This is a genomic window from Caulobacter sp. NIBR2454 (assembly GCF_027474405.1).
Taxonomy (GTDB): domain Bacteria; phylum Pseudomonadota; class Alphaproteobacteria; order Caulobacterales; family Caulobacteraceae; genus Caulobacter.
Genome location: NZ_CP114871.1, coordinates 3,040,829 through 3,063,227, shown reverse-complemented (window position 1 = coordinate 3,063,227; position 22,399 = coordinate 3,040,829). Strand labels below are relative to the sequence as shown.

The 22,399-nt window shown below is 67.5% G+C and carries 27 protein-coding genes; 15 read left to right on the top strand and 12 right to left on the bottom strand.

Going from position 1 to position 22,399, the window contains the following annotated elements:
* Positions 1 to 26: 26 nt before the first annotated feature.
* Positions 27 to 824: a potassium channel family protein gene (locus tag O5K31_RS14940; protein ID WP_269714537.1), complete on the bottom strand. Its 798-nt coding sequence runs from the start codon at positions 822 to 824 to the stop codon at positions 27 to 29.
* A gap of 61 nt (positions 825 to 885) precedes the next feature.
* Here O5K31_RS14940 and dapF point away from each other — a divergent pair, with 61 nt between their 5' ends.
* Genes dapF through O5K31_RS14925 form a run of 3 tightly spaced genes read left to right on the top strand, consistent with a single transcriptional unit; the run spans position 886 to position 4,027 of the window.
* Positions 886 to 1,737, top strand: a complete 852-nt coding sequence (gene dapF / locus O5K31_RS14935) for a diaminopimelate epimerase (protein ID WP_269714536.1) — start codon at positions 886 to 888, stop codon at positions 1,735 to 1,737.
* The gene (gene mtaB, locus O5K31_RS14930; protein WP_332367262.1) at positions 1,734 to 3,017 is read left to right on the top strand and encodes a tRNA (N(6)-L-threonylcarbamoyladenosine(37)-C(2))-methylthiotransferase MtaB; all 1,284 of its coding nucleotides are present in this window, start codon (positions 1,734 to 1,736) and stop codon (positions 3,015 to 3,017) included. The genes dapF and mtaB overlap by 4 nt, the downstream gene beginning before the upstream one ends.
* Positions 3,017 to 4,027 carry an endonuclease/exonuclease/phosphatase family protein gene (locus O5K31_RS14925; RefSeq protein ID WP_269714535.1) on the top strand — a complete coding sequence of 337 codons (1,011 nt, stop codon included), beginning with the start codon at positions 3,017 to 3,019 and terminating at the stop codon, positions 4,025 to 4,027. The genes mtaB and O5K31_RS14925 overlap by 1 nt, the downstream gene beginning before the upstream one ends.
* Here O5K31_RS14925 and O5K31_RS14920 read toward each other — a convergent pair.
* A complete protein-coding gene (locus tag O5K31_RS14920) occupies positions 4,024 to 4,650 on the bottom strand; it encodes a trimeric intracellular cation channel family protein (protein ID WP_269714534.1) in 627 nt (208 codons plus the stop codon). The genes O5K31_RS14925 and O5K31_RS14920 overlap by 4 nt on opposite strands.
* A gap of 34 nt (positions 4,651 to 4,684) precedes the next feature.
* Between O5K31_RS14920 and ftsY the strand changes: the two genes are divergently transcribed.
* Positions 4,685 to 5,623, top strand: a complete 939-nt coding sequence (gene ftsY / locus O5K31_RS14915) for a signal recognition particle-docking protein FtsY (RefSeq protein ID WP_269714533.1) — start codon at positions 4,685 to 4,687, stop codon at positions 5,621 to 5,623.
* 9 nt (positions 5,624 to 5,632) lie between these two features.
* On the top strand, positions 5,633 to 6,220 hold the full coding sequence (locus O5K31_RS14910) for an inner membrane-spanning protein YciB (protein ID WP_269714532.1): 588 nt from the start codon (positions 5,633 to 5,635) through the stop codon (positions 6,218 to 6,220).
* Between the two features lie 3 nt (positions 6,221 to 6,223).
* Here the strand turns inward: O5K31_RS14910 and O5K31_RS14905 are convergent, their stop codons facing one another.
* From O5K31_RS14905 to ccmA, 7 genes are all read right to left on the bottom strand, one after another.
* Positions 6,224 to 6,466 carry a hypothetical protein gene (locus tag O5K31_RS14905; RefSeq protein ID WP_269714531.1) on the bottom strand — a complete coding sequence of 81 codons (243 nt, stop codon included), beginning with the start codon at positions 6,464 to 6,466 and terminating at the stop codon, positions 6,224 to 6,226.
* Between the two features lie 75 nt (positions 6,467 to 6,541).
* Positions 6,542 to 7,048: a DsbE family thiol:disulfide interchange protein gene (locus tag O5K31_RS14900; protein WP_269714530.1), complete on the bottom strand. Its 507-nt coding sequence runs from the start codon at positions 7,046 to 7,048 to the stop codon at positions 6,542 to 6,544.
* A complete protein-coding gene (ccmD, locus tag O5K31_RS14895) occupies positions 7,048 to 7,212 on the bottom strand; it encodes a heme exporter protein CcmD (RefSeq protein WP_269714529.1) in 165 nt (54 codons plus the stop codon). Before ccmD ends, O5K31_RS14900 begins: the two co-directional genes overlap by 1 nt.
* A gap of 2 nt (positions 7,213 to 7,214) precedes the next feature.
* On the bottom strand, positions 7,215 to 7,946 hold the full coding sequence (ccmC, locus tag O5K31_RS14890; RefSeq protein ID WP_269714528.1) for a heme ABC transporter permease CcmC: 732 nt from the start codon (positions 7,944 to 7,946) through the stop codon (positions 7,215 to 7,217).
* Positions 7,947 to 7,989: 43 nt separating this feature from the next.
* Positions 7,990 to 8,496: a Spy/CpxP family protein refolding chaperone gene (locus O5K31_RS14885; protein ID WP_269714527.1), complete on the bottom strand. Its 507-nt coding sequence runs from the start codon at positions 8,494 to 8,496 to the stop codon at positions 7,990 to 7,992.
* Between the two features lie 106 nt (positions 8,497 to 8,602).
* Positions 8,603 to 9,268 (bottom strand): heme exporter protein CcmB, encoded by a 666-nt coding sequence (gene ccmB, locus O5K31_RS14880; RefSeq protein ID WP_269714526.1) that lies wholly within the window; start codon positions 9,266 to 9,268, stop codon positions 8,603 to 8,605.
* On the bottom strand, positions 9,265 to 9,873 hold the full coding sequence (ccmA, locus tag O5K31_RS14875) for a heme ABC exporter ATP-binding protein CcmA (RefSeq protein WP_269714525.1): 609 nt from the start codon (positions 9,871 to 9,873) through the stop codon (positions 9,265 to 9,267). Before ccmA ends, ccmB begins: the two co-directional genes overlap by 4 nt.
* A gap of 183 nt (positions 9,874 to 10,056) precedes the next feature.
* On the opposite strand from ccmA, the gene acnA reads away from it, so the two are divergent.
* From acnA to O5K31_RS14860, 3 genes are all read left to right on the top strand, one after another.
* Complete coding sequence (acnA, locus tag O5K31_RS14870) at positions 10,057 to 12,747, top strand: aconitate hydratase AcnA (protein ID WP_269714524.1); 2,691 nt, start codon at positions 10,057 to 10,059, stop codon at positions 12,745 to 12,747.
* A gap of 191 nt (positions 12,748 to 12,938) precedes the next feature.
* A complete protein-coding gene (locus tag O5K31_RS14865; protein ID WP_269714523.1) occupies positions 12,939 to 13,601 on the top strand; it encodes a DUF1223 domain-containing protein in 663 nt (220 codons plus the stop codon).
* A gap of 304 nt (positions 13,602 to 13,905) precedes the next feature.
* Entirely contained in the window at positions 13,906 to 14,241 is a 336-nt protein-coding gene (locus O5K31_RS14860; protein WP_269714522.1) for a DUF2794 domain-containing protein, read from the top strand.
* Between the two features lie 75 nt (positions 14,242 to 14,316).
* Here O5K31_RS14860 and O5K31_RS14855 read toward each other — a convergent pair whose 3' ends face one another.
* Entirely contained in the window at positions 14,317 to 15,081 is a 765-nt protein-coding gene (locus O5K31_RS14855) for a Bax inhibitor-1/YccA family protein (protein WP_269714521.1), read from the bottom strand.
* Between the two features lie 137 nt (positions 15,082 to 15,218).
* On the opposite strand from O5K31_RS14855, the gene O5K31_RS14850 reads away from it, so the two are divergent.
* Genes O5K31_RS14850 through O5K31_RS14835 form a run of 4 tightly spaced genes read left to right on the top strand, consistent with a single transcriptional unit; the run spans position 15,219 to position 18,418 of the window.
* On the top strand, positions 15,219 to 16,271 hold the full coding sequence (locus tag O5K31_RS14850; RefSeq protein ID WP_269714520.1) for an aldo/keto reductase: 1,053 nt from the start codon (positions 15,219 to 15,221) through the stop codon (positions 16,269 to 16,271).
* A 4-nt stretch (positions 16,272 to 16,275) separates the two neighbouring features.
* On the top strand, positions 16,276 to 16,812 hold the full coding sequence (gene thpR, locus O5K31_RS14845; protein ID WP_269714519.1) for an RNA 2',3'-cyclic phosphodiesterase: 537 nt from the start codon (positions 16,276 to 16,278) through the stop codon (positions 16,810 to 16,812).
* Between the two features lie 29 nt (positions 16,813 to 16,841).
* The gene (locus O5K31_RS14840; protein ID WP_269714518.1) at positions 16,842 to 17,711 is read left to right on the top strand and encodes an HpcH/HpaI aldolase/citrate lyase family protein; all 870 of its coding nucleotides are present in this window, start codon (positions 16,842 to 16,844) and stop codon (positions 17,709 to 17,711) included.
* Positions 17,708 to 18,418: a hypothetical protein gene (locus O5K31_RS14835; protein WP_269714517.1), complete on the top strand. Its 711-nt coding sequence runs from the start codon at positions 17,708 to 17,710 to the stop codon at positions 18,416 to 18,418. Before O5K31_RS14840 ends, O5K31_RS14835 begins: the two co-directional genes overlap by 4 nt.
* On the opposite strand, the gene O5K31_RS14830 is transcribed toward O5K31_RS14835, so the two are convergent.
* Together O5K31_RS14830 and O5K31_RS14825 are read right to left on the bottom strand one after the other, a co-directional pair.
* Entirely contained in the window at positions 18,415 to 18,837 is a 423-nt protein-coding gene (locus O5K31_RS14830) for an HIT domain-containing protein (protein WP_269714516.1), read from the bottom strand. The genes O5K31_RS14835 and O5K31_RS14830 overlap by 4 nt on opposite strands.
* A 6-nt stretch (positions 18,838 to 18,843) precedes the next feature.
* Entirely contained in the window at positions 18,844 to 19,884 is a 1,041-nt protein-coding gene (locus O5K31_RS14825) for a MaoC family dehydratase (RefSeq protein WP_269714515.1), read from the bottom strand.
* A 155-nt stretch (positions 19,885 to 20,039) separates the two neighbouring features.
* On the opposite strand from O5K31_RS14825, the gene mdh reads away from it, so the two are divergent.
* The 3 genes from mdh (at position 20,040) to O5K31_RS14810 (ending at position 22,344) form a co-directional block, all read left to right on the top strand.
* On the top strand, positions 20,040 to 21,002 hold the full coding sequence (gene mdh, locus O5K31_RS14820) for a malate dehydrogenase (protein ID WP_269714514.1): 963 nt from the start codon (positions 20,040 to 20,042) through the stop codon (positions 21,000 to 21,002).
* 212 nt (positions 21,003 to 21,214) lie between these two features.
* Complete coding sequence (locus O5K31_RS14815; protein ID WP_269714513.1) at positions 21,215 to 21,577, top strand: AtpZ/AtpI family protein; 363 nt, start codon at positions 21,215 to 21,217, stop codon at positions 21,575 to 21,577.
* 5 nt (positions 21,578 to 21,582) lie between these two features.
* Positions 21,583 to 22,344, top strand: a complete 762-nt coding sequence (locus O5K31_RS14810) for a F0F1 ATP synthase subunit A (protein ID WP_269714512.1) — start codon at positions 21,583 to 21,585, stop codon at positions 22,342 to 22,344.
* The last annotated feature ends 55 nt before the right edge of the window (positions 22,345 to 22,399 follow it).

The following is a 22,399-nucleotide window of genomic DNA, read 5'->3' as shown; positions in this document are numbered from 1 at the left end:
AAGCGCGGCGCGACCGGCGAACGGGGCTATTCGTCGTTGGGGATGTTCAGCAGCTCGCCGCAAGCCTTGCAGTGGACGGCGTCGGGATCGTGACGCTGCAGCCCGCAGGTGTGGCAGGGATAGGTCACCTTGGGCGGACGAAGGATCAGCTGAACCAGTCGGATGAACAGCGACACCCCGCCCAGCATGACCGCGATGGACAAAAGCCGCCCCCAGGTCCCTGGCAGGATGATGTCGCCATAGCCGGTGGTGGTCAGGCTGGTGACCGTGAAATAGAGCGCGTCCACATAGCCGCCGATGCCCTCATAGCGGCCGATGAAGCTGGAATAGACAAAGCCCGTGACCACGAAGACGAAAGTGACCATCGCCACCGACGCCTTGGTCACCTCCTCGATGCGGGTGTTGTCATAGCGCCGGCCCAGGGTGCGCCAGAAGAACTCGCTGTTGACCAGGGACCACAGGCGCAGCACCCGCAGGAAGCCCAGGTTGAACAGCCAGAACGGCGCCAGCAGGGTCGCGAAGACGAAGAGGTCGACCCAGATCATCGGCTGTTTCAGCCAGCCCTTCAGGTCGCCATAGGCGATGGCCCGGGCTGTCAGGTCCATGGCCATGATCACCGCGACCAGATAGTCGAGGACGTAGAAGGTGGTCATGTGGTCGCGCAGCAAGGGCGCGGCGATGAAGAAGGCGATGATCGCCAGATCGACGATCAGAACCGTATAGCGGAAGCGCACCGCCGTCGGCGAAGCCCCGTGATAGAGCGCCCTGAGGCGGGCCCGAAGGCGCAATCCCTTGTCATCTTCGGTGCGGTCGGCTGCGGTCATGTGTCCAGTCTTAGCGGCACGATCTGACGAAGACGAGATTTTCGCCTATATAGCGGGCCAAATGACCCGCACGTTCCTGAAGATGAACGGGCTCGGCAACGACTTCGTCGTCATCGAGACCCGCAGCCAGCCGTTCAACCCGACGGCCGACGAAATCCGCGCCATCGCAGATCGCGCGGCCGGGGTCGGCTGCGACCAGGTGATCGCCATCGACCCGCCCAAGGCCGAGGGCGCCAGCGCCTATGTCCGGTTCTGGAACTCCGACGGCGAGGAGACCGGCGCCTGCGGCAACGGCACCCGCTGCATCGCCTGGCTGCTGATGCAGTCGGCCAAGACCGACAGCGTCGCCTTCGATACCGTCGCCGGCCGCCTGACCGGCGTCATGGCCGGCGACAAGCTGGTCACCGTGGACATGGGCAAGCCGGGCCTGGGCTGGAACGAGATTCCGCTGAGCGAGCCTATGGACACCGTCGGCGTCGAGCTGCAGGTCGGCCCCATCGACGCGCCGAACCTGCACACGCCGGGCTGCGTCTCCATGGGCAATCCGCACGTGGTGTTCTTCGTGGACGAGCCGGCGACGGACGAGCTGGCGCGGGGCGCAGGATCGCTGGTCGAGCATCACCCGCTGTTCCCGGAGGGCGTGAATGTCGGCTTCGCCAACGTCGTGGCGCGCGATCACATCAAACTGAAGGTCTGGGAGCGTGGCGCGGGCCTGACCGCCGCCTGCGGCACCGGCGCCTGCGCCGCCCAGGTCGCCGCCTTCCGCCGGGGCCTGACCGACCGCAAGGCCAAGGTCGAGTTCGAGAGCGGCGCCCTGACCATCGAGTACCGCGAGAGCGACGGCCACGTGATCATGACCGGCCCTGTCAGCATGGACTTCGCCGGCAAGCTGCCGGAGGCCGCCGCCGCGTGACCGACGTCCTCGACACGCCCGCCGTGAAGGCTTCGGATTCCGACGTGGACGTCGTCACCTTCGGGTGCCGGCTGAACGCCTATGAGTCCGAGGCCATCCGCGCGCGCGCGCAGGAGGACGGATTGAAGGACGCCGTGGTGTTCAACACCTGCGCCGTCACCAACGAGGCTGTGCGCCAAGCGCGGCAGGCGATCCGCAAGGCCCGCCGCGAGCGGCCGGACGCGCGCCTGATCGTCACCGGCTGCGCGGCCCAGATCGACCCCGCCGCCTTCGCCGCCATGCCCGAGGTGGACCTTGTCCTCGGCAACGCCGAAAAGGCCGCGCCGGGCGCGTTGATGGAGACGACGGCCCGGGTTCGGGTCAACGACATCATGTCCGTGCGCGAGACGGCCGGGCACCTGATCGCCGGTCTGAAGGACCGCGCCCGCGCCTATGTCGAGGTGCAGAACGGCTGCGATCACCGCTGCACCTTCTGCATCATTCCCTATGGCCGGGGTAATTCCCGCTCCGCCCCGGCGGGCGAGGTTGTCGAACAGGTTCGCCGCCTGTCGGCCGAAGGCTATCAGGAAGTGGTTCTGACCGGCGTGGATGTGACCAGCTGGGGCCTGGACCTGCCGGGCCAGCCGTCCCTGGGCCAGCTGGTGGGGCGCATCCTGCGCCTGGTCCCCGATCTGCCGCGCCTGCGCCTGTCGTCCATCGACGCGGCCGAGATCGATCCGGACCTGATGCAGCTGCTGGCTGCCGAGCCGCGGCTGATGCCCTACCTGCATCTGTCGCTGCAGGCTGGCGATGATCTGGTGCTCAAGCGCATGAAGCGCCGCCACCTGCGGGCCGACGCCCTGAAGCTGGTGCGTGAGGTTCGCGCTGTGCGTCCCGACACCGCCTTCGGCGCCGACCTGATCGCCGGCTTCCCCACCGAGAGCGACGAGGCGTTCGAAAACACGCTCAAGCTGGTGGAGGAGGCTGGCCTGGCCTTCCTGCACGTCTTCCCTTACAGCGCCCGCCCCGGCACCCCCGCCGCCCGGATGCCGGCGGTCAAAGGGACGGTCATCAAGGCCCGCGCGGCGCGTTTGCGCGAAGCCGGCGAGGCGGCCCTGGTCCGTCACCTGGACGCCCAGGTCGGACGCACCCTGTCGGGCCTGATCGAGCGCGAAGGCCTGGCGAGGGCGGAGGACTTCACCGAGATCGCCTTCACCGGCGCGGCCGAGCCGGGATGCATCCGGCCGATGCGGGTCACGGGACACGATGGAAAGCGGGTCCTTGCGGAGCTGGCGGCCTGATGCGCCTGGCTACGGTCGCGGCGCTTTTCCTGCTGCTGATCCTGCCCCGGCCCGCCGCGGCGGCCACGCAGGCGGTGATCGAGAAGGAGCTGTCGGTCCTCACCTACAACGTCGAGGGCTTGCCCTGGCCGGTTCGCAGCGATCGCGGCGAGGCGCTGAAGGCCATCGGCCGTCATCTGGGCGAGCTTCGGGCCAAGGGCCAGGAGCCCGACGTGGTCCTGATTCAGGAAGCCTTTCGCGACGAAATCCGCGATCTGGTCCGGCTCAGCGGCTATCCGCACGTCTCGCGGGGGCCCAAGCGCAAGCAGCGCGACCCGGCCCTGCTGGACAAGCCCTCGAACTTCAAGCGCGGCAAGTACTGGCGCAAGGGCGAGGGGCTGGGCAAGTGGCGGTCCAGCGGCCTCTATATTTTGAGCAAGTACCCGATTGAGACGCGGCGCTCGCACGCGTTCCGCTACTGCGCTGGGTTCGATTGTTTGGCCAACAAGGGGGTGATGCTGGTCGGCATACGCCTGCCGGGCGCGCCGACGGTGATCGATGTGGCCAACACCCACATGAACGCCCGCAAGGCGTCACGCGTGCCCAGGACCCGGACCTTCCGCGCCCACAACCTGCAGGCTGACGAGCTCAAGCGGTTCGTGGCCGTTGCGCATGATCGGGCGGCGCCCCTGATCGTCGGCGGCGACTTCAACATCCGCAAGTCGCCGGACCGCTACAATTACATGTTCGAGGACTACGACTTCGACGTCGCCAGCGAGTACTGCAAGCGCCACGCGGCCATCGCCGCCTGTGCGGTGAAGGTGTCCATGGACGGCGACGCCCCATGGCTGGACACCCAGGATCTTATCGGGTCCACGGCTGGCGAGGCGGCTTCGATCTGGCCCATCGAGATCCAGGCCCTGTTCGACGGCAAGGCCGGGCCGGCTCTGTCGGACCACGACGGGCTGCTGGTGCGCTTTCGCATTCGCTGGCCGCGCTACGAGGCGCCGCAGGTGGTCGAGCTGCCCTAGTCCTCGGTGGGCGATCCGGGGAAGGCCGGCATCTTCCAGCCGAGCAGCAGGGCGCCGGAGCGGATCACCAGGGCGGTGGCGAAGCCCGCCCCGCCGGCCCAGCCGTACGGCACGCCCAGGCTCGTCAGGATCACGAACACGCTCGACCCGGCCAGGGCGGCGGTGATGTAGATCTCACGCCGCAGCAGGATGGACGGCTCGCCCGCCAGGACGTCGCGCACGATGCCCCCAAAGGCGGCGGTCAGCACGCCCATGACCACGGCCGAGATCGGCGGCGCGCCGAAGGACAGGGCCTTGGCCGTGCCGACGACGGTGTAGGCGGCCATGCCAAGGGCGTCGAGCCACAGCAGGGCGGTGAACCGCCAGGGCTTGCGCCCGACGATCCAGATCGCGGCCGCCGCGGCCAGACAGGCGATGATGTAGCCGGGGCGGGCGACCCAGAAGACCGGCGCCCCGATCAGCAGGTCGCGCAGGGTGCCGCCACCGACTCCGGTCACGGCGGCGAAGAATCCGAAGGTGATGATGTCGTGCCGGCGGCGTGCGGCGGCCAGGGCGCCGGTCGCCCCGAACACGGCGGCGGCGGCGAAGTCCAGCCAGAAGAGCGTGGTGGCGAGCGCGTCCATGGCGTTTCTTCGCACGCGCGGCTAAGGAATGGCCATGACTGATAAGAAGCAAGGCTGGTTCCAGCGCCTGACCTCCGGCCTGTCGCGGTCGTCGAAGCAGATGACCGAACAGGTCACCTCCGTCTTCGTGGCCAAGAAGGCCCTGGACCAGGAACAACTCGACCAGCTCGAAGAGATGCTGATCGAGGCCGATCTGGGTCCGGACGCCGCCGGGCGCATCGCCGAGGCGTTCGGCAAGGCTCGCTTCGGCAAGGAATCCACCGAGGACGAGATCAAGGAAGCCCTGGCCGAGGCCGTGGCCGCCGAGCTGGTCAACCGCGAGGCGCCTTTCGATCCGCTGTCTGGGCCCAAGCCCTATGTCGTGCTGTTCATCGGCGTGAACGGGTCGGGCAAGACCACGACGCTTGGCAAGATCGCCGCCGACCTGACCGGGCGCGGGGCCAAGGTGATGATCGTGGCCGGCGACACCTTCCGCGCCGCCGCCGTCGAGCAGCTGTCGATCTGGTCCGACCGGGCCGGGGCCGAGTTCATGTCGCGGCCGTCGGGGGCCGACGCCGCCGGCCTGGCCTTCGACGCCGTGGAGCGGGCCAAGGCCGAGGGCTTCGACGTCGTTCTGATCGACACCGCCGGGCGTCTGCAGAACAAGTCCGGCCTGATGGACGAGCTGTTCAAGATCATCCGTGTGCTCAAGAAGATCGACCCCGAGGCGCCGCACGAGGTTCTGCTGGTCCTGGACGCCACGGTGGGTCGCAACGCGCTGGCCCAGGAGAAGGTGTTCGGCAACCAGATCGGGGTGACGGGCATCGTCATGACCAAGCTGGACGGCACCGCGCGTGGGGGCGTGCTGGTGCCTGTCGCGCAGGCGTCCGACAGCCCGATCAAGCTGATCGGCGTCGGCGAGGGGATCGAGGACCTGCAACCCTTCGACGCCCGCGCGTTTTCAAGATCGCTGGTCGGCCTGTCGCCGGCCTAGAGGATTTCCATGTCTCCCAAGTTTCGTCCCTATGTACGCGGCGCGGTCGATTACGGCGGCCCCCTGGTCTTCTTCGTCGCCTACCTGATCACGCGCGACATGATCGCGGCGACCTGGGCGCTGGTCGCCGGGTCGGCCGTGGCCCTGGCTATCGGTTTCGCCTTCGAGCGGCGTCTGGCGCCCATGCCCCTGCTGGCGGGTGGCGCGGCCCTGATCTTTGGCGGCCTGACCCTGATTTTCCACGACGCCCGGTTCGTGAAGATGAAGCCGACCTTCGTCAACGCGGCCTTCGCGATCTTCCTGATCGGCGGCGCCATGCTGAAGAAGAACCCGCTGAAGGTGCTGCTGGGTGAAGCGGTGAGCCTGCCTGATGAAGCCTGGCGGACCCTGACCCTGCGTTACGGCGTGTTCTTCGCGGTGGTGGCCGTGCTGAACGAGATCGTCTGGCGCACCCAGCCGGAAGCCACCTGGGTGGTGTTCCGCTTCCCGGGTCTGCAGATCCTGGCCCTGGCTTTCTCGGCGGCGCAGGTGCCGCTGATGATGAAGGGCATGAAGGCGATGGAGACCGTCGAGGCGCCGCCGCCGCCGGTCGAGTAGCCGCTAGACCAGGATGTTGATCAGCGAGCCGGGGCGCAGCAGGCGCGTCGGCTGGCCGCTGGCCGAGGCCTGCGCGGTCTGTTGCTGGACCTGCGGCTTCTGGGGGGCCGCATAGGCGTCCGCCCCGGCCTTGCTCAGGGCGGCGTCGAAGAACGCCTTTTGGGCGGAGTTGCGCGGGTTCGCCTTGGCCGGAGCATGCTGCTGCGGCTTTACGGCGGGCCAGGTGTTGGGACGGATATCGCTCACAGGCCCAGTCTGATCATGGTTAACGCGCCGTCAAGGTTTGGCGCGAACATGGTCAATGAAGGGTTAACGGACCGGCTACGGCAGGCTTTTCAGCAGGGCCTCGGCGTCCTCGGCGGTGAGGGGGCCGGTGTGCTTGGCGCGAATCACCCCTTGGGCGTCCACGAGGAAGGTCTCGGGCACCCCGGTGACGCCGAACTCGATCCCGGCGCGGCCGTCACGATCCGCCAGCTTTTCGGCGAAGGGATCGCCCAGGCGGCTGAGGAAGGCGCGACTGTTGTCCGGCGCGTCCTTGTACGCCACGCCCACCACACGGACGCCCTGGGCTTCCAGCGCCATGAGCTGCGGATGCTCGACCTCGCAAGGGGCGCACCAGGAGGCGAAGAAGTTGATCAGCAACGGACCTTGCGTGGCGATGGGCGTCGGGCGGCCCGTCTCCAGATCGGGCAGGGTGACGGCGGGCACGGGCTTGCCGACCAGGGCCTTGGGCTGGACTTGCGGATCACGCTTCAGCGCATAGCCGGCGAACAGCACGCCAAGCGCCAGCAGAACGGCGATGGGGGCGAAGGCCAGCCAGCGCCGCATCAGACCTTAGCTTCCGGGCGGTTCTTTTCCAGCGCCTCGACCTGACGACGGAAGCGGCGGGCGCGAAGCAGGGTGGCGGCGGTCATCCAGGCGAAGACCGCGGCGGTCAGGCCAAAGGCGGGCCACAGGTAGACGGCGTACTTGCCGGCGTCGAGATCGAGCATGGTCAGCCTCCCGCCTGCTGCAGGGACAGGGTGCGGGCGCGGCGGCGCCAGACTTCGGCGCGGATTCCCACCAGCCACAGCGACCCGAAGGCCGACGTGTAGCCCAGACCCATGATCGCCAGGGGCGTCAGATAGACGGCGGGCAGGCGGTCGCCGGGCGCCGCCCCGAAGGTCGAGGCGCCCTGGTGCAGGCTGTTCCACCATTCGACCGAGTAGTGGATGATCGGAAGGTTGATGACCCCGGCCAGGGCCAGGATGGCGGCGGCGCGTCCGGCCTTGGTCTCGTCGTCGATCGAAGCGCGCAGGGCCAGATAGCCCAGATAGAGCAGCAGCAGCACCAGGACCGAGGTCAGGCGCGCGTCCCACACCCACCAAGTCCCCCACATGGGCTTGCCCCACAACGAGCCGGTGGCGAGGGCCAGGACGGTGAAGCCGGCGCCCAGCGGGGCGGCGGCCTTGGCGGCCATGTCGGCCAGGGCGTGGCGGAAGACCAGCGACAGCAGGCTGGCGATCCCCAGGCAGAGATAGGCGAACATGGCCAGCCACGCGGCGGGCACGTGGATGAACATGATCCGCACGGTGTCGTGCTGCTGATAGTCCTCGGGGACCGTGAAGGTCAGCCACAGGCCGGCGGCGATAAGCGCCACGGCGATGGCGCCGAACATGGGCGCGGCCCATTTCGAAAACACCATGAACCGTTGCGGATTGGCCAGGAACGCCGGGACGGGGATCATGAGGCGTCTCTAAGCCCCGCCCGTCCCGGCTGCAACTTCGTCCTTAGGCTTGCGGCGGGGCCGGTGGCGGGCCCATGCGCTTCATGCGGTTCTGTCCCTTGCCCTTGCCGCGCTCGCCGCGCCCTTCGTGCAGGGCGTCGAAGGCCTTCTGCTGGGTCGGGGTGAGAGCCGCGTAGAAGGTCTTGGTAGCGGCTGCGCGGCGCTGGAACGCCTGCTGGTGCTGCGCCATACGGGCGGCCTGGCGGTCGAGACGCTGGGGCGTGGTCTCGTCCTTCAGGGCCTCGCGGTTGGGACGTTCCCCGCGCATTTGCGGCTTGGCCGACGCCAGGAAGGTCTTGAGGGCCGGCTCCTGGTCGCTGCGCAGTTGCAGCACGTCGCGCAGGTGTTGGGCGCGCGCTTCGGGGTTGTGACGCATCTTCATGCGCTCACCGCGATGCGGGCCGGCGTGGGCGGCCTTTGGCTCGGGGGCGGACTGGGCGAAGGCCGTGCCGGTCAGCAGCAGGGTGGCGCCCGCCGCCATGGCGAGCCGTGTGGTCAATTTCGTGGTCACGGGGTGGCTCCTTGGAGGTGTGAGCCTGCACCCTGACGCCCGCCCATTGCACCGGGATTTCGTCGTTCGGCGGGATTGTTGCAGCTTCGCCGCCGTTTGGTCGCTTTTACGAAAGGGCGTTGCGGCAGGCCGCCGCCATGGCGAAGGGCGAAAGGCCCACGGCCGCGGCGCTGTAGGCGCACAGCAGCAGGAAGCCGCCTTGCCACGGCAGTCCGGCGGTCAGGCTGCTAAGCGCGCCGGCGCCGAAGATCACCGGCGGCGCGAACAGCGGCAGGACGATCACCGCGATAAGCAGCCCGCCCCGGCGCGAGCCGAGCGCCAGACTGGCGCCCAGCCCGCCCACGAAGGCGAAGGCCAGGCCGCCGACCAGGGCGCAGGCGAACAGCAGAGGCGCGGCGCTGGGCGGGGCGCCCAAGGCTATGGCTGCGAGCGGAGCCGCCAGGGCCAGGGGCGCGCCGGTCGCCAGCCACTGGGCCAGGCACTTGAGGGCCGCCACGCCTTCCAGCGGGATCGGACCCATGGCCAGCAGGTCCAGGGCGCCGTCCTCGTAGTCACGCTCGAACAGCCGCTCCAGGGACAGCAGGGCCGAAAGCGCCAGGGCCAGCCAGGCGACGCCCGGGGCGATGGCGGCCAGACGCTCCGGCTCGCGCCCCGAAGCCAAGGGCAGCAGGGTCGCCACCGCGGCGTAGAAGGTCAAGGCCAGCAAGGGCCCGCCGCCCCGGCCCCAGGCCAGGGAAAGCTCGCGACCAAACAGCGCGACGAACGCCTTCATGACCCCACCTGAACGCTGCGGGCCGAGACGGGGAGGGGGTCGTGGACAGCGGCCAGGATCAGGCCGCCGCCGGCCAGGTGGCGGGCCATGGCCTCGCCCACGCCGCGGCGGTGATCGGCGTCCAGGGGCGCCATGGGTTCGTCGAGCAGCCACAGCGATCGCGGCGCGGCCAACAGGCGCGCAAGGGCGACGCGGCGACGCTGGCCCGCTGACAGGCGGCGAATCTCCAGGTCGAGCAGGCGGGTCAGATCCAGGACGCGCACAGCGTCGTCGATGGCTCCGCCCCCTGTCCAGGCGGCCTGGAAGTCCAGCTCCTCGCGGGCGGTGCGGCCGGGTTTGAGGCCGTCCTGGTGGCCGATCATGTGCAAACCGCCCGCCCGAGCATCTTGGGGATCGAGAGCGCCAGCGCGGCCCTCGAAGCCGATGGTTCCGGCCGCGGGCCTGAGCAGGCCGGCCACGGCGCGCAGCAGGCTGGTCTTGCCCGCGCCGTTTCGGCCGACCAGGGCCACCGCCTCGCCGGCGGCCACGGACAGGTCCAGACCGCTGAACAGGGTCCGTTCACCCCGGGATAATGCAAGGTCGGAGAGTTTGAGAGCCGTTATCAATGCGCAAAGCCCATGTCGTGTGCATGGACGTTGGGCGACGGCGGCGCTATGAAGCCGGCGACCGTCTCAATCCCTTGTCGGGGCGTACGCGGCGCGGGGATGGAACCTGTGTGTCCATCTTCAGATGCGCGCGATCCCAGGGATCGATTTTGGACGGCTGTGGACAGAAAAGGATCTCCACACATGGCGTCTTTGGACACCCTGAACACCCGCCGCGAACTCTCCGTCGGCGGCAAGAAGTATATCTACTACAGCCTGCGTTGCGCGGAAGCCGCCGGTCTTACGGGCGTTTCGCGTCTTCCGGCCTCGATGAAGGTTCTGCTCGAGAACCTGCTGCGTAACGAGGACGGCGATTCGGTCAAGGAAGGCGACCTTCGCGCCGTGGCCAACTGGCTCGAAAACAAGGGTTCGGTGGAGCACGAGATCAGCTTCCGCCCGGCCCGCGTCCTGATGCAGGACTTCACCGGCGTTCCCGCCGTCGTCGACCTGGCCGCCATGCGCGACGCCATGGCCGCCCTCGGCGCCGATCCGGAGAAGATCAATCCGCTGAACCCCGTCGATCTGGTCATCGACCACTCGGTCATGGTGGACCACTTCGGCACCGCCAAGTCGTACAACGAGAACGTCGCCAAGGAATACGAGCGCAACATCGAGCGCTACCGCTTCCTGCGCTGGGGCTCGTCGGCCTTCAACAACTTCCGCGTGGTGCCCCCGGGCACCGGCATCTGCCACCAGGTGAACCTGGAATATCTGGCCCAGACCGTCTGGACCAACACCGTCCAAGGCGATGAAGTCGCCTATCCCGACACCGTGGTCGGCACCGACTCGCACACCACCATGATCAACGGCCTGTCGGTCCTGGGCTGGGGCGTCGGCGGCATCGAAGCCGAAGCCGTCATGCTGGGCCAGCCGATCCCGATGCTGATTCCCGAGGTCATCGGCTTCAAGCTGACCGGCAAGATGCCGGAAGGCGCGACCGCCACCGACCTGGTGCTGACCGTCACCCAGATGCTGCGCAAGAAGGGCGTGGTGGGCAAGTTCGTCGAGTTCTTCGGCGACGGCGTCCCCGGCCTGACCCTGGAAGACCAGGCGACCATCGCCAACATGGCTCCGGAATACGGCGCCACCTGCGGCTTCTTCCCGGTCACCCAGGCGACTATCGGCTATCTGAAGGCCACCAACCGCACCCCCGAGCGCGTCGCCCTCGTCGAGGCTTACGCCAAGGAACAAGGCCTGTGGTTCGAGCCGGGCATGGCCGATCCGGAGTTCACCGACACCCTGGAACTGGACCTCGGTTCGGTCCAGCCGTCGCTGGCCGGTCCCAAGCGTCCGCAGGACCGTGTGCTGCTCAACGAAGCCGCCGCCAAGTTCGCCGAAGCCCTGGCCGGTGATTTCGGCAAGGCCGAGCTGATGGACCAGCGCACCCCGGTCCAAGGTGAAAGCTACGACGTGGGCCACGGCGACGTGGTGATCGCGGCCATCACCTCCTGCACCAACACCTCCAACCCCTCGGTCCTGATCGCCGCCGGCCTGCTGGCCAAGAACGCGATCGCCAAGGGCCTGAAGGTGAAGCCGTGGGTGAAGACCTCGCTGGCCCCCGGCTCGCAGGTCGTGACCGACTATCTGGCCAAGGCCGGCCTGACCAAGTCGCTCGACGCCTTGGGCTTCAACCTGGTCGGCTACGGCTGCACCACCTGCATCGGCAACTCCGGTCCGCTGCCGGAGCCGGTGTCCAAGGCCATTCAGGACGGCGATCTCGTCGCCTGCTCGGTGCTGTCGGGCAACCGCAACTTCGAAGGCCGCGTGAACCCGGACGTGCGCGCCAACTACCTGGCCTCGCCGCCGCTGGTGGTGGCCTACGCCCTGGCCGGTTCGATGAAGATCGACCTGGCCACTGAACCGCTGGGCCTCGGCAAGGGCGGCAAGCCCGTCTACCTGAAGGACATCTGGCCTTCGTCGGAAGACATCGCGACCCTGCAGCGCAAGGCCGTGACCGAAGAGATGTTCGCCAACCGCTATGGCGACGTCTTCAAGGGCGACAAGAACTGGCAGGGCATCAAGGTGGCCGGCGGCCAGACCTACGCCTGGGACGCCAATTCGACCTACGTGGCCAACCCGCCCTACTTCGAGGGCATGAGCATGACCCCGACCCCGGTCTCCGACATCGTCGAAGCCCGCGTCCTGGGCGTGTTCGGCGACTCGATCACCACCGACCACATCAGCCCGGCCGGTTCGATCAAGAAGACCGGCCCCGCCGGCCAGTACCTGGTCGAGCACGGCGTCGATCCGCTGGACTTCAACTCCTACGGCGCCCGCCGCGGGAACCACGAAGTCATGATGCGCGGCACCTTCGCCAACATCCGCATCCGCAACCGGATCACCCCGGAGATCGAAGGCGGCGTGACCAAGCACTTCCCCTCGGGCGAAGTGATGTCGATCTACGATGCGGCCATGAAGTACAAGGAAGAGGGCCGTCCGGCGGTCGTCTTCGCCGGCAAGGAATACGGCACCGGCTCGTCGCGCGACTGGGCGGCCAAGGGCGCCAAGCTGCTGGGCGTTCGCGCCGTGATCGCCGAGACCTTCGAGCGGATCCACCGTTCGAACCTCGTCGGCATGGGCGTGCTGCCGCTGCAGTTCCTGTCGGAAGGCTGGCAGAAGCTGGGTCTGACGGGCGAGGAGATCGTCTCGATCCGCGGCCTGCAGGACCTGTCGCCGCGCAAGCAGCTGATCGTCGAGCTCTATCGCCCGACCGACGGCCGCATCGCCCGCTTCCCGGTCCGTTGCCGCATCGATACCCCGACCGAGCTTGAGTACTTCAAGAACGGCGGCGTGCTGAACTACGTGCTGCGCAACCTGGCGCGCGGCGCGGCCTAAAGCCGTTCCAGCCTGCTGGAATCGAGAGGGGGAGCCGCAAGGCTCCCCCTTTTTCGTGTCCGCTGGTGATCAATGGTCGCGCTCACGGCCTCGTGAGGGGCGCTCACGTCACAACTCCGCTTTATTGCGCCGCGATGCGTAAGGCGATTTTCTTTTCGATAGCAGCGACCGCGGTCGCTCTCTGCGGACCCGTGGCCCAAGCCGCGCCCGCCAAGACACCGGTAGTGGTGGAGCTGTTCACAGCCCAGGGCTGCGCGCCCTGCGTGAAGGCCAACGAGCATGTCGCCGCCATGGCGGACCGTCCCGGCCTTCTGCCCCTGACCTTCTCGGTGGATTACTGGGATTATCTGGGCTGGGCGGACACCTTCGCCAAGCCGGCCTTCGCCGACCGCCAGCGGGCCTATGTGGCCAAGCTGCAGCTGCGCGATCCCTATACGCCCCAGGTCGTGATCGACGGCCGCGCCCAGGCGTCGGGCGCCAAGCCGCAGGATGTGGACAAGCTGGTCCGCGAGGCGACGGAGGCGGGCCGCAACCCGCCGGATATGCTGCTGCGCGAAGATGGCAAGGTGGCGGTGGGCTCCGGTCCCGCCCCACGGGGCGGCGGCGAGGTCTGGCTGATCCGCTATGACCCAAAGCCCACCGAGGTTCAGGTCAAGCGCGGCGACAATCGCGGCGAGACCATCGTCTATCGCAACGTGGTTCGCGACGTGGCGCGCCTGGGTGTCTGGAACGGCCGTCCGCGTCTCTATTCCGTACCGGCACCCTTGGGCGACGAGGATGGGCTGGAAAGCGTCGTCCTGGTGCAGGGCGCCAAGGGCGGCCGGGTCATCGGCGTGATGAAGGCTGAACGCTAGACAAGAAAAAGCCCGCGAACCGGGAGGGGACTGGCGCGCGGGCTCTCTTAAGAGGGGCGTCGGCCGATCAGACCCCACGATCCAGGGGGGCTGGGGGGGGGCTGTTCAGGATCCGAACCGCGAGTTCGTCCGATCAGCCGACACTCACAATAAACGGGCCTAAGCCGGCGGCGGCGCGACCGAAATAAGGTCATTTCGCGGCGCACCGTAACGGCCATGCGCAATTTCCGCCAATTGTGTCCGTCTCGCCATGATCGCCCGGCGCGGATCGACGGATGGAAGATTCGCGCGTTAGGCTCCGCGTATGGCTTTCGAATCTGCCCAGCCCCAACCGGTCGGCGGCGTCGTGTTCTTCGAGCGACGCGAGCTTGATGCGCTGATGCGGCTCTACGGGCGGATGGTGGCGGCGGGCGAGTGGCGCGACTACGGGATCGCCGGCCTGGCCGAAAGCGCCGTCTTCTCCGTCTTTCGTCACGCTTCCGAGGACGCCCTCTATAGGATCGAGAAGCGCCCGGCCCTGGCGCGCAAGCAGGGGGCCTGGGCGGTGATCGCCCGCGGGGGCCTGATCATGAAGCGCGGCCACGAGCTGGCCCAGGTGCTGAAGGTCTTCGAGAAGGGCAAGTTCTCGGTGGTCGATTAGGTGTGTCTCGAAGCACGAAAGAAAAAAGGCCCCGGATCGCTCCGGGGCCTTCGTTCTTTTGATCCTGCGCCGGGGTTAGCGGCGGTCGCCGAACAGGGCGAGCAGGAATTGGAACAGGTTGATGAAGTTCAGGTACAGGCTGAGCGCGCCGTAGTTGGTGGCGACGCCCTGGCCGACATGGTCGTTCTCAAGCGCGTAGTAGGTCATCTTCAGGCGCTGGGTGTCGTAGGCGATCAGGCCGGCGAAGATGAACACGCCGAGCACGTTCACGATCATCGAGATGGCCGGCATCTTCAGGAAGATGTTCACCAGCGACGCGAGCACGATGCCGATCAGGCCCATGATCAGGAAGCTGCCGAAACCGGTCATGTCCTTCTTGGTCGTGTAGCCGAAGAGGCTCAGGCCGCCGAAGGCGGTGGCCGTGATCAGGAAGGTCTGGAAGATCGAGGCGCCGGTGTACATCAGCACCACCAGACCCAGCGATGCGCCGATCAGCGACACCAGGCCCCAGTAGAGCATGCCCGAGCTGCGCGGCGAGGGGTTACGCATCGCAAAGCCCGAGATCAGCATCAGGCCCAGCGGCGCGAAGGCCACGATCATGCCCAGGATGGTCATGCCGCCAGCGCGGGTGACGCCGTCAGCGCCGACCTGGGTGACATAGAGCAGGTCACGGATCGGGGCGAAGGTGCCCGTCAGGTAGGCCAGGGCGGCCGACAGAACCAAGCCCAGCGCAACCTTGTTGTAGACGCCGAGCATGAAGCTGCGCAGTCCGGCGTCAACCGACATGTCGGCGCGATCCGCCGGGATCGAGCGCGCGTAGCCGCGGTTGAAGTCGTTCATCGAGTTAAAGCCCTTAATTTCACGTCCCTAGCGGACGCTATCGGAATATCGGGTGTCCCGACGGCCAAAGCAAGGCGCCCATCCCCTTGCGGGGCGTCGAACACATGGCCAAGTTCACGTCACTCCGGAGGAAACGAATGCAATACGCCAAACTTGGCCGCACGGACGTGTCGGTGTCGCGCTGCTGCCTGGGCACCATGACCTGGGGCTCGCAGAACACCGAAGCCGAAGCCCACGAGCAGATGGACTATGCGCTGAGCCGCGGCGTGACCTTCTGGGATACGGCCGAAATGTACGCCTCGCCGCCCAATCCCGAGACGCAGGGCTCCACCGAGCGCCACATCGGGACCTGGCTGAAGAAGACCGGCAAGCGCGACGAGATCGTGCTGGCCTCCAAGGTCGCCGGTCAGGGCGGGGTGTTCGGCGGCCTGTCGTGGCTGCGCGCTGACGGCGCCTTCACCCGCCAGACGAAGGTGCAGATCGACGAGGCGGTGGAGAACTCGCTCAAACGCCTGCAGACCGACTACATCGACCTTTATCAGCTACATTGGCCGGACCGTCCGGTCCGCACCTTCGGCGGCATGGTCTACAAGGACTACACCCCGGAGTTCGAGGCCTTCGAAGCCATCCTCGATGCGCTCGACGCCCATGTGAAGAAGGGCAACCTGCGCCATGTGGGCGTCTCCAACGAGACGCCGTGGGGCGTGATGCGGTTCCTGGCGGAATCGGACAAGCGCGGCCTGCCACGCATCGCCTCGATTCAGAACGCCTATCACCTCGTCAACCGCACCTTCGAGACCGGCCTGGCCGAGATCGCCATGCGTGAGCAGGTGGGCCTGCTGGCCTATTCGCCCCTGGCCCAGGGTCAGCTGACCGGCAAGTACCTGGACGGCGCCCTGCCGGAAGGGTCGCGCAAGGCGCTCTACAACCGCATGCAGCGCTATGAAGGGCCCCGCGCCGAGCAGGCGATCCGCTCCTATGTGGACCTGGCCAAGCAGGTGGGGTGGGACCCGGCGCAACTGGCCCTGAAGTTCTGCGACTCCAAGCCGTTCGTGACCTCGACGATCATCGGGGCCACGACCATGGAGCAACTCAAGATCGCCATCGACGCCTTCGACCTGGAATGGACCGAGGAACTCGACAAGGCGGTGGACGCCCTGCACGTCCAGCAACCCAGTCCCTGTCCCTGATCCGATGCTGAGGCTGTTCGCCGCCATCGAGATTCCCGAGGATATCGGCATCCCCCTGCTGGCCCGCCAGCAGGGGATCGAGGGCGCGCGCTGGCGGCCGCTGGAGGCGCTGCACATCACCCTGCGCTTCATCGGCGATGTGTCGGAGACGACGGCCGACGACCTCGACCTGGAACTGGAGCGGATCAGCCAGTCCCCTTTCGGGCTGGAGCTGGAACGGGTGGGGTCGTTCGGGGAGGGCGCGGACCTGCACGCAGTCTGGGCCGGGGTCGCCGAATCAGAACCGCTTCGTCGTCTGGCCAAGGCCTGTGAAAGCGCCGCCCGGCGCGCGGGATTGGCGAGCGAGACTCGCGCCTACCGACCCCATGTGACCCTGGCCTATCTGAAGCGTTCGAATCCCGCCGAGGTGGCGACCTGGATCCAGGCCAACAACCTGCTGCATTCGCCGACCTTCGCCGTGGACCGGTTCGGGCTGTATTCCAGCTGGCGAACGGCCGAAGGATCGCGTTACCGGCTGGAGCGCGAATACCGCCTCGGCTAGGATTCGCCCAACGACACCGGGGGATTGAAATGACCGACGCCGCCAGGCCGCGCCGCAGCGCCCTCTACATGCCCGCCTCGAACCTCAAGGCGATCGAGAAGGCCCGGAGCCTGCCTTGCGACGTGGTGATCCTCGACCTGGAGGACGCCGTGGCGCCGGAGGCCAAGGATATCGCCCGCGCTCAGGCCGTCGAGGCGGTTAAGGCCGGCGGCTTCGGCGGCCGCGAGGTGGTCATCCGGGTCAACGGCCGCGATACCCCACAGGGCGCCGCGGACCTGGAGGCCGCCGCCGCCGCCGGCCCCGACGCGATCCTGGTTCCCAAGGTCAACGACGCCGACGACGTGCGCTTCTACGACGCCGCTCTGAAGGGTGACACGCGCCTTTGGGCGATGATCGAGACGGCCAAGGCGGCGTTCCATCTGTGGGACATCGCGCAGGCCGCCAAGACCACGCGGCTGTCGGCCTGGGTCATGGGCGTGAACGATCTGGCCAAGGAGATGCGCGCGCGTCAGACGCCGCAGCGCGAGGCGTTCCAGCCGATCCTGTCCCTGGCCGTGGTCGCCGCGCGGGGCAACGGCCTGTCGATCCTGGATGGCGTGCATAACGACATCGAAGACCTGGACGCGCTGGAGGTGGTCTGCCGACAGGGCGTCGATTTTGGTTTCGACGGCAAGACCCTGATCCACCCCAGCCACCTGAAGATCTGCAACCGGGCGTTCTCCCCGACCGAGGGTGAGATCGCCTGGGCCCATGCGGTGATCGCCGCCTTCGCCCTGCCCGAGAACGCCGGCAAGGGCGCGATCCGCGTGGACGGCAAGATGGCCGAACTGCTGCATCTGGCGCAGGCCCAGCGGCTGGTGGCGGTCGCCGAAGCCATCGCCGCGGCGGAGGCGGCGTGACCCGTACGCTCGCCCTGCTGCTGATCCTGCTCGCCTCGCCCGCGGTGGCGCAGGACGTGGCCCAGCCCGTTCCCGCGCCGACCGCCGCGCTCCAGCCCGACGAGGACGCGGCCGAGAGCGCGCCGCCTCAGCCGCAGATCGAACGTCCCTACGAAGCGCCGCCCGCCGAGCCTGATCCGGTCTATGTGTCCCGCGTTCAAGGCCGCATCGGCGCGGCGCAAAGCCAGCGTGGCCCGCTGGACGGCGGCTGGATCCTGACCGACGCCAGCGGCGCGCAGCTCTATCACCTGCAGTTTTCCGAGACGCCGCAGAACGGGCTGGAGGGCGCTTGGCGCGACCTGCGGCGGGGAGGGGTCTCGACCCTGGGGGTGATTGACGAGGTCGCCTATGCCGACGGGGCGCTGACGGCGGTCATTCCTGGCAGGGAGGCCGGCCAATCCGCTCGCTTGACCCTGCGGGCGATCGGCGAGGGATGGGCGGGGGAGATGAGCGAGGGCGGCGTGATCCATTCCGTGGCCGCCCGTCGCGACCCGCTCTCGGCCGCCTGGGACAGCTATACGCCCGCCGGTTCGGCCCGGCCTTTCGTGGCCGCCTCCGCCACGTCCAAGGCTGCGCCGGTGAAGGCGACAACCGTCAAGAAGAAGGCGGTCAAGCGCAAGGCGACCGGCAAGCGCGGCAAAGCGGCGAAGCGCAAGAAGCGTCGCTAAATCCGCAGCGCGTCCTTCACCGCCAAGATCGCCGTGGCCCGCGCCTTGTCGTCATAGGCCTCGCCCGTGCCATAGCCCCAGGCGGGACCAGGCCAGGCCGGATCGCCCCTGCAACGCCCGATGACATGCACGTGCAGTTGCGGCGTAATGTTGCCCAGGGCCCCGACGTTCAGCTTCTCGACCTCCATGCCCAGGGCCTGGCCGATGGCGCGCACAGCAGCGCCGCCGCAGATGATTTCCTCGGTCAGTTGGGCGCGGTCGCGAGGCTTGAGATCCTCGATCTCCACCAGGCCCGGCGCGCGAGGCACCAGGATGATCCACGGCCAGCGGGCGTCGTCCTGCAGGCGCATCTCGCACAGATCGAGGACGCCGATACGGTGGGAGCTGGCGAAGAAGGCGGGGTCGATGACGAAGTTCATGTGCGCCTAACGCTTGGGGACCGCGGCCCAGTAGTCGAAGTCGAGAATAACTTCCGATGGATAGGCGCCGGCGGCGTCTTTGTCGGGAAAATCGTCGCAGATACGGTCTTTCGTCGCCACCAGACGCAGGCGCAGCGCGCCGCAGGGGCCTAGGTCGGCCTTGTCCAGCACCTCGCTCCAGGCGAACACGGTGGCGCCGGCGAAATAGGGGTTCACGTGGCGGCCTCCGTTGATCCCGAGGATCAGGCCGGCGTTCTGCAGGCCGTTGAAGGACAGCGCCTTGGCGGTGGAGATCACCACCCCGCCATAGACCAGGCGCCGGCCGGACGGGTCGTTGGCGCGCTCGAACTGGTTGAAATGGACCTTGGCTGTGTTCTGGTAGAGCCGGGTCGCCATGGCGTGTTCGGCTTCTTCGATCGCCATGCCGTCCACGTGGTCGATCCGCTCGCCTATCGCATAGTCTTCGAAGGCGTGCGGCGCGCCGGCCAGGGCGAAGTCATAGGACGACAGGTCCAGGCCGGGCGGCGCGATCAGGTCGGCGGCGTCGAGGGCCGCTTTCAGCTGCGGGACCGATTGCTCCACCGCGGCGGACAGGTCGTTCTTGCGCACCATCACCCAGCGGACATAGGACAGCACCGCCTCGCCGCGCTGGTTGGTCCCGGTGGTGCGGACATAGACGACGCCGGTCTTGCCGTTGGAGTTCTCTTTCAGGCCGATCACCTCGGACGTGGCGGTGAGGGTGTCGCCCGGGAATACAGGCGCCAGGAAGCGGCCCTCGGCGTAGCCCAGATTGGCGACGGCGTTCAGGCTGATGTCTGGCACGCTCTTGCCGAACACCACGTGGAAGACCAGCAGCGGATCGAGCGGCGCGCCGGCCAGGCCGCAGCCTCTGGCGAATTCGTCCGAGGAGAACAGGGCGAAGCGCGGACCGTGCAGGGCGGTGTAGAGGGCGACGTCGCCGACAGTGACCGTTCGCGGCGTAGCGTGGACCAGGATCTGGCCCAGGCGGAAGTCCTCGAAGAAATTACCCGGATCGGTTTTGCTCATGCCCCTGCGCGTCCCTTGATTATCGCTTTTCACCTATCGGGCATGCTGCAGCGCAAAAAGTCCAGTCCGCCGCATCGGCTATAGCTTGCGCCAGGGGGCTTGCGGAGCTAGACCGCCCGCAACTTATCCCAGCCCTTCTGACACTGGAGACCTGCATGGCTCGCGCGAAGATCGCCCTCATCGGCGCCGGCATGATCGGCGGCACCCTGGCTCACATCGCCGCGCGCGAAGAGCTGGGTGACGTGATCCTGTTCGACATCTCGGAAGGCACCCCGCAAGGCAAGGCCCTCGACATCGCCGAAGCCAGCGCCGTGTTCGGCAGGGACGTGGCCCTGAAGGGCGCCAACGACTACGCCGACATCGCCGGCGCCGACATCTGCATCGTCACCGCCGGCGTGCCGCGCAAGCCGGGCATGAGCCGCGACGACCTGCTGGGCATCAACCTGAAGGTCATGAAGGCCGTCGGCGAGGGCATCAAGGCTCACGCCCCCAACGCCTTCGTCATCTGCATCACCAACCCGCTCGACGCGATGGTGTGGGCCCTGCGCGAATTCTCGGGCCTGCCGCACAACAAGGTCGTCGGCATGGCCGGCGTGCTTGATTCGGCCCGCTTCGCCTACTTCCTGGCCGAGAAGACCGGCGTGTCGGTCGAAGACATCCACGCCTGGACGCTCGGCGGCCACGGCGACGACATGGTCCCCATGGTCCGTCACTCCACCGTCGGCGGCCTGCCGCTGCCGGAACTGGTCGCCCAGGGCTGGATGACCCAGGAAGAGCTCGACGGGATCGTCAAGCGCACCCGCGGCGGCGGCGGCGAGATCGTCGCCCTGCTGAAGACCGGCAGCGCCTATTACGCACCGGCCGAGAGCGCCATCGCCATGGCGACCTCGTACCTGAAGGACAAGAAGCGCGTTCTGCCGTGCGCCGCTTATCTGACCGGCCAGTACGGCCTGAAGGACCTGTATGTGGGCGTGCCCGTGGTCATCGGCGCCAACGGCGTCGAGAAGATCATCGAGTTCACCACCAACGACGACGAGAAGGCGATGTTCGCCAAGTCGGTCGAGTCGGTTCAGGGCCTGATCGAAGCCTGCAAGGGCATCGAACCGTCGCTGGCCTAAGCTTCGCCGCATTCGACGAAATCTTGGAAGGCCCTTCTCCCGCCGGGAGGAGGGCCTTCCTCGTTTCCGCAGGGGAAATTCCTCGGCTTTTCAGGGGCTTAATCAACCCCTAACCAGCCTTGACGCTGACGGGTCCGATCTATAGGTTCCGCCGCGATCAAGCCCGGGCGCGGATATTGTTTTCGCGGCCGAACTCGGACCTGACCACTCCCATGTCCAAGGCCGACGAACCGCACGATGAGGCTCTGAAGAGCCTCGACGCACGGCTCGCCGCTGTCGAGGCCAGGGACGCTCCCAAGCCCGCGGGCCATGTGGAGCAGGGGGCCAGCGACGGGTACCGCCTTCTGGCGGATTTGCTTGGCGGCGTATTGGGCGGCCTCGGCCTCGGCTGGGCGCTTGACCACTACGTCGGCACAAGGCCCTGGGGCCTGATCGGCGGTGTGCTGATCGGCACGGGGCTTTCGGTGTTCCTGGTGGTGCGTCGCGCCTCCCAGATGAGCGCCAAGGCGGCTCCCAAGGCCGCACACGAAAACAACGACGGTCCCGACGCCGGGACCAAACCAGGGGACGCGTAAGGCCGATGGCCGATCCGATGCACCAGTTCCAGATCGCGAAGGTCGTGGAGCTGCCGCCCGTGAACGTTCCCGGGCTGGGCCTTATCGATCTTTCGATCACCAATTCGGTGGCCGCCATGATGGCCGCCGCCGTTCTGGTTATCCTGTTCTACGCCGTGGCTTCGCGTCGCGAAGTGGTCCCCGGCCGCCTGCAGACCGTGGGCGAGATGCTCTATGGACTGGTCGGCAGCCTGACTTCGTCGATCATCGGCCACGAGGGCAAGAAGTACCTGCCCTTCGTATTCACCCTGTTCGCCTTTGTGCTGTTCATGAACATGCTGGGCATGTTCTTGGTGTTCACCGCCACCTCGCAGCTGGCCGTGACCCTGACGCTGGGCCTGATGGTCATCCTGACCGTGGTCGGCGTCGGCTTCGCCAAGAACGGCCTGAAGTTCTTCAAACTGTTCGCCCCGTCGGGCGTGCCGTGGCCGCTGTACTTCCTGCTGGTCCCGATCGAAATCCTGTCCTTCCTGATCCGTCCGATCACCCTCGGCCTTCGTCTGTTCGGCAACATGCTGGGCGGTCACGTGGTGCTGAAGATCTTCGCCGGCTTCGTGGTGGCGATGGGTTCGCTCGGCGTGCTCGGCTGGGTCGGTTCGGCCCTGGCGCTGAGCTCGGTGGTGGCCCTTACGGCGCTGGAGTTCATGGTGGCCTTCCTGCAGGCCTTCGTGTTCGCCGTGCTGACCTGCGTTTACCTCAACGACGTCGTGAACCTCGACAGCCACTAAGGCTCACGACGAACTACCTCTTACCTCCATCCATTCGACCTAAAGGACTAAGACA

Bases quoted from the DNA above. Each gene is read 5' to 3' on its own strand.
- O5K31_RS14855 (WP_269714521.1), bottom strand. From the start codon at position 15,081: ATGAACGACTTCAACCGCGGCTACGCGCGCTCGATCCCGGCGGATCGC.
- O5K31_RS14940 (WP_269714537.1), bottom strand. From the start codon at position 824: ATGACCGCAGCCGACCGCACCGAAGATGACAAGGGATTGCGCCTTCGG.
- O5K31_RS14900 (WP_269714530.1), bottom strand. From the start codon at position 7,048: ATGCGGCGCTGGCTGGCCTTCGCCCCCATCGCCGTTCTGCTGGCGCTT.
- O5K31_RS14925 (WP_269714535.1), top strand. From the start codon at position 3,017: ATGCGCCTGGCTACGGTCGCGGCGCTTTTCCTGCTGCTGATCCTGCCC.
- ccmD (WP_269714529.1), bottom strand. From the start codon at position 7,212: ATGCTCGATCTCGACGCCGGCAAGTACGCCGTCTACCTGTGGCCCGCC.
- ccmB (WP_269714526.1), bottom strand. From the start codon at position 9,268: ATGAAGGCGTTCGTCGCGCTGTTTGGTCGCGAGCTTTCCCTGGCCTGG.
- O5K31_RS14825 (WP_269714515.1), bottom strand. From the start codon at position 19,884: ATGAGCAAAACCGATCCGGGTAATTTCTTCGAGGACTTCCGCCTGGGC.
- mdh (WP_269714514.1), top strand. From the start codon at position 20,040: ATGGCTCGCGCGAAGATCGCCCTCATCGGCGCCGGCATGATCGGCGGC.
- O5K31_RS14810 (WP_269714512.1), top strand. From the start codon at position 21,583: ATGGCCGATCCGATGCACCAGTTCCAGATCGCGAAGGTCGTGGAGCTG.
- thpR (WP_269714519.1), top strand. From the start codon at position 16,276: ATGCTGAGGCTGTTCGCCGCCATCGAGATTCCCGAGGATATCGGCATC.
- dapF (WP_269714536.1), top strand. From the start codon at position 886: ATGACCCGCACGTTCCTGAAGATGAACGGGCTCGGCAACGACTTCGTC.
- O5K31_RS14860 (WP_269714522.1), top strand. From the start codon at position 13,906: ATGGCTTTCGAATCTGCCCAGCCCCAACCGGTCGGCGGCGTCGTGTTC.
- O5K31_RS14815 (WP_269714513.1), top strand. From the start codon at position 21,215: ATGTCCAAGGCCGACGAACCGCACGATGAGGCTCTGAAGAGCCTCGAC.
- O5K31_RS14910 (WP_269714532.1), top strand. From the start codon at position 5,633: ATGTCTCCCAAGTTTCGTCCCTATGTACGCGGCGCGGTCGATTACGGC.
- O5K31_RS14830 (WP_269714516.1), bottom strand. From the start codon at position 18,837: ATGAACTTCGTCATCGACCCCGCCTTCTTCGCCAGCTCCCACCGTATC.
- O5K31_RS14840 (WP_269714518.1), top strand. From the start codon at position 16,842: ATGACCGACGCCGCCAGGCCGCGCCGCAGCGCCCTCTACATGCCCGCC.
- acnA (WP_269714524.1), top strand. From the start codon at position 10,057: ATGGCGTCTTTGGACACCCTGAACACCCGCCGCGAACTCTCCGTCGGC.
- O5K31_RS14850 (WP_269714520.1), top strand. From the start codon at position 15,219: ATGCAATACGCCAAACTTGGCCGCACGGACGTGTCGGTGTCGCGCTGC.
- O5K31_RS14920 (WP_269714534.1), bottom strand. From the start codon at position 4,650: ATGGACGCGCTCGCCACCACGCTCTTCTGGCTGGACTTCGCCGCCGCC.
- ftsY (WP_269714533.1), top strand. From the start codon at position 4,685: ATGACTGATAAGAAGCAAGGCTGGTTCCAGCGCCTGACCTCCGGCCTG.
- ccmC (WP_269714528.1), bottom strand. From the start codon at position 7,946: ATGATCCCCGTCCCGGCGTTCCTGGCCAATCCGCAACGGTTCATGGTG.